Genomic DNA, 4,093 nt, shown 5'->3' on the forward strand with positions numbered 1-4,093 from the left:
CTCTGCGCCTCGTTGTCCTTGGCCCGGCTGTCATAGATGGCGTCATGGAACCAGATCGCCGCCTCCACGGCTTCCGGGTCATGGAGCAGGCGTCTATAGTCCGCCGCAAGCTCCAGCATCGCCTCGATATGGGCGAGGCCATGGTAGCGGCGGTCCGTTGCCCGATAGAGGGCCGAGAGCTCGCTTTTCAGCGGCTCATCGATCAAGGGTTCGTTTTCCATGGCTGCTTGAATTCCCGTGAACCAAATCCATTTGACAGAGCACTAAGGAAAATTGAGTTCAATCCTGCTACGATCTGGCCTATATGTGCGGCCGGAGAATAGCCGGCAGGCCGGAGACCGTCGATGAACAGCATTACGATTGCCCGCCCCAGCATTGTGCAGCCGGTCGACCCGATCTGGCGCTCGGTCCGTGACGAGGCGATGGAAGCGGTCAACCGCGATCCGCTGCTTGCCGCGTTCCTCTATTCGACCATCCTCAACCAGGAAAGCCTGGAAGAAGCGGTGATCCATCGGCTGGCCGAACGGCTCGACCATCAGGACATCGGTTCCGACCTCATCCGGCAGACCTTCAATGCCATGCTGGCCGACGATCCGGATTGGAGCACGACGGTTCGCGTCGACATCCAGGCCTATTATGACCGTGATCCGGCCTGCGACCGCTTCATCATGCCGGTGCTCTACTTCAAGGGCTTCCACGCCATCCAGACGCATCGGCTGGCGCACTGGCTGTGGAACCAGGGCCGCCGGGATTTCGCGCTCTACCTGCAGAGCCGCTCCTCCTCGGTGTTCCAGACCGACATCAACCCGGCCGCCCGTATCGGCAAGGGCATTTTCGTCGACCACGCCACCGGCCTAGTCGTCGGTGAGACCGCGGTGATCGAGGACGATGTCTCGATCCTGCACGGGGTAACTCTCGGCGGTACCGGCAAGGCCGGCGGCGACCGCCATCCGAAGATCCGCCGCGGCGTGCTGATCGGCGCCGGCGCCAAGATCCTCGGCAACATCGAAGTCGGCCATTGCTCGAAGATCGCTGCCGGATCGGTCGTGCTATCGCCGGTGCCGCACAACAAGACGGTCGCCGGCGTGCCGGCGCGCGTCGTCGGCGAAACCGGTTGCGACCAGCCTTCCAGGCAGATGGACCAGCTTCTGCCGTCGCAGACCATGGACCACGTTGTCAGCTTCGATATCTGAGGCCGGGATGCCCGCGCGCGGCTGAATCCGGCTGTACGCGCGGACCGGTTCCGGTTCTGTCGCCGGCTTGCCTTTACATCGCCATTGTCGGCGTGCCAGAAGCCGCGTTCAAATCAGCAAGCCGACGATCGGAGAAGACTTTGAAGCCGGACGAAATCAGAAAGCTGGACGCCTATTTCAAGCGCGTCTTCCAGAATCCCAAGCTCCAGGTGAAGGCGCGCCCGCGCAAGGAGGATTCGGCCGAGGTCTATGTCGGCGACGAATTCCTCGGCATCGTCTTCAAGGACGAGGATGATGGCGACTACAATTTCTCGATGGCGATCCTCGACATCGATCTGGGCTGAGCCCTCTGCCGGCCGGACCTGAGCCTGTGCGGTCCGGTCGATGCTTCCCATTGGAAACATGCAATGAATCTAATGGGCTAGCGCCCTGTCTTCAGGATGTGCGTGGCCTTCGCGGCGATTGCCGCGTCAAGCGCCTGCCAGTTGCCGAGAAACTCTCGGGGAAAGCGGTAGGTGAGGCTGAGGCCGTCGCCGACATGGATGTCGCGCTCGCAGGGCGCCAGCGATTCCTCCGCGCTCGGTCCGCTCAGGCAGCGGGCAACGAAAGGATCCTTGCCCGGGCGGGCGGCGACAGCAAGTACCTCGTTGAGATAACCTGACTTCTCGGTGAAGCCATAAAGCGTCGTGCCGCCCGGCCCCGAGGTGCCGGGCTGGACGATCAGCGCGCTGTAGATCGGGGCGAGGCGGCCGCTCATGTCGCGCGACATCATCTGTTGCTCGAAGGACAGGAACACGATGTTCTTGCGTTCGCCCTTGTGGTTGAAGTCGTCGCGCGCGGCGGTGCTGTAGCCGTCCAGTTCGGGATAGCGCATGTAGAGGTCGAGACGCGAGGCGATGCCGTCGCGCCGTGCCTGCTCGAAGCGAATGAAATTGGCTGGCACGGCAATGACATTGTTGCCGATCACGACTTCATGGACGGTCGTGTCGTCAGTGTAGCCGGCCATGGCGATCGAGCGTCCCAGCCACTTGCCGCCGAGGCTGATTGCCACCGACAGCAGCGCCAGCGCCGCGAAGGTATAGAAGACCCGCTTCATCAGCGTGGAATCGACAACCTCGAATTCCGGGCCATTAACTGTCGCCGCCTGCTTCATCGCTTCCCTGTTACCTCGGCCGCCTGACATCCCGGATGTCCCCTGGCGGCACACATGGCGCGGCATGGTACTTGCAGCGCGCCTGTCGGACGCGACTGTGCGACGTCATGGTAAAAGGAAGGTAAAGATGGGTGCTGTGGGGCTCTGGCTCTTTGCTTTCGCGGTCGGCCTCACCGCCAGCGGCATGGCCGGATCGACGATGGAACTGGCTTGCGGCCGACGGCTTGCCTTCACTGAACCCTACGTGTCGCCTTCACATATACTGCGATCGCTGGCCGCGACGGCATGCGCTGGACCCTTCATGCTCGCCAACGATGCGCTGGATGCCCACAGACGGGGCCGCATCACCATGCTTGCGCTGATTTCCTGCGGCTGCACCACGATAGCCTGGGCGCTGGCGCTGGGTATCGTCCTGCTCGCCATTGCATCCTGGGCGACCGGTCTCCTAGGGTCGGCTCACTTCCCAGCGTGAGACGATTCGGAGACGGACAATGCCGACCTATACGATCGACGGAAAGGCTCCCACCTTCGAGGACGCCGACAGCAACTGGATCGCGCCGGACGCGACGCTGATCGGCGACATCAGCATCGGCCGCGATGCCGGCTTCTGGTTCGGTGTCGTCATCCGCGGCGACAACGAGCCGATCACCGTCGGCGCCGGGACCAATGTCCAGGAGCATACGGTGATGCACACCGATCCGGGCTTTCCGCTGACTATCGGCACGGGCTGCACGATCGGCCACCGGGCGCTGCTGCATGGCTGCACGATCGGCGACAACAGCCTGATCGGCATGGGCGCCATCGTGCTCAACGGGGCAAGGATCGGCAGGAACTCGCTGGTCGGCGCCGGCGCACTGGTTACCGAGGGCAAGGTCTTTCCCGACAATTCGCTGATCGTCGGCTCGCCCGCCCGCGTGGTGCGGGAACTTGACGAAGCGGCCGTCGCCAGGCTGCGCGGCTCGGCGGCGCACTACGTCGCAAACGGCAAGCGCTTCAAGGCCGGGCTGAAGAAGGCCTGAGTCCGCGACAGGTGGCGGGCATTGGCATCTCTCAGTGTTCATCCCGGCCAGGATTCGACACAGGCTTATCCAGCGCCTCGCGCAGCAATGCGGCGCCGGTTTCAAAGCCGGCATCGTCCGCTTCCTCCAGCGCCGTCGAACAATCATCGATGCGGGTCCTGAGCGCCGGGTCCGCGCCGGCCGCGAGAAGCAGGCGTATCGCCTCTACATCACGCATCGCCACCGCGTAGTGAAGCGGCGTCCAGTCGTTGACGCCCCGCATGTCGGGATCGGCGCCATGCTCGATGAGGGTACGGATAACGTCGTGCCTGTCCCGCCGCTCGGTCGACAGCGCTGCGATGATGGAAGGGAATCCGGCATGGTCCGCATAGTTCGGATTCGAGCCCGCCTCGATCAGCGCCGAGATGAAGGCAAGCGGGCTCCAGTAGATCGCGTACTCCAGCGGGTGGCCAAGGCCGAGCTCGAACGGCATGCGTTCGTCGAACCAGCGCGGCGCGCCGCCCAGGGCCGTGCCGAGAACCTCAAAGTCGCCGGCTTTGAAGGCATCGTCGATGGCCTTGAACAGCCGATGACGCTCACACCGGTCGTCGGGGATCTCCAGCATGGCTCTGATCCGCAATGATGACCATATTGCTCTCAATCACCCCAGGCGCAAAGCCATTGTCAACGGAGTGCTGCACACCGCCAGAAATGGCGGAGCCGGCCCGGGGACAGGGCCGGCTCCGCCA

General features: G+C 63.5%; 6 protein-coding genes and 1 pseudogene. 4 read left to right on the forward strand and 3 right to left on the reverse strand.

What is annotated here, in order from left to right; genetic code table 11:
* Positions 1 to 221: pseudogene (locus tag EN745_RS31210) on the reverse strand (hypothetical protein); the annotation flags it as partial.
* Positions 222 to 344: 123 nt separating this feature from the next.
* On the opposite strand from EN745_RS31210, the gene cysE reads away from it, so the two are divergent.
* Together cysE and EN745_RS31220 are read left to right on the forward strand one after the other, a co-directional pair.
* Complete coding sequence (gene cysE, locus EN745_RS31215) at positions 345 to 1,193, forward strand: serine O-acetyltransferase (protein WP_127400492.1); 849 nt, start codon at positions 345 to 347, stop codon at positions 1,191 to 1,193.
* A 140-nt stretch (positions 1,194 to 1,333) separates the two neighbouring features.
* Entirely contained in the window at positions 1,334 to 1,537 is a 204-nt protein-coding gene (locus tag EN745_RS31220; protein WP_042644432.1) for a DUF3126 family protein, read from the forward strand.
* 77 nt (positions 1,538 to 1,614) lie between these two features.
* On the opposite strand, the gene EN745_RS31225 is transcribed toward EN745_RS31220, so the two are convergent.
* Positions 1,615 to 2,346, reverse strand: a complete 732-nt coding sequence (locus EN745_RS31225; protein ID WP_127423028.1) for a hypothetical protein — start codon at positions 2,344 to 2,346, stop codon at positions 1,615 to 1,617.
* 127 nt (positions 2,347 to 2,473) lie between these two features.
* On the opposite strand from EN745_RS31225, the gene EN745_RS31230 reads away from it, so the two are divergent.
* Together EN745_RS31230 and EN745_RS31235 are read left to right on the forward strand one after the other, a co-directional pair.
* Complete coding sequence (locus EN745_RS31230; RefSeq protein WP_127423025.1) at positions 2,474 to 2,818, forward strand: hypothetical protein; 345 nt, start codon at positions 2,474 to 2,476, stop codon at positions 2,816 to 2,818.
* A gap of 19 nt (positions 2,819 to 2,837) precedes the next feature.
* A complete protein-coding gene (locus tag EN745_RS31235; protein WP_127423026.1) occupies positions 2,838 to 3,365 on the forward strand; it encodes a gamma carbonic anhydrase family protein in 528 nt (175 codons plus the stop codon).
* 31 nt (positions 3,366 to 3,396) lie between these two features.
* On the opposite strand, the gene EN745_RS31240 is transcribed toward EN745_RS31235, so the two are convergent.
* Positions 3,397 to 3,969 carry an ankyrin repeat domain-containing protein gene (locus EN745_RS31240; protein ID WP_127423027.1) on the reverse strand — a complete coding sequence of 191 codons (573 nt, stop codon included), beginning with the start codon at positions 3,967 to 3,969 and terminating at the stop codon, positions 3,397 to 3,399.
* Positions 3,970 to 4,093 lie beyond the last annotated feature (124 nt).

The sequence above is a fragment of the Mesorhizobium sp. M4A.F.Ca.ET.022.05.2.1 genome, assembly GCF_003998845.1.
In the GTDB taxonomy this organism is placed as follows: Bacteria; Pseudomonadota; Alphaproteobacteria; order Rhizobiales; family Rhizobiaceae; genus Mesorhizobium.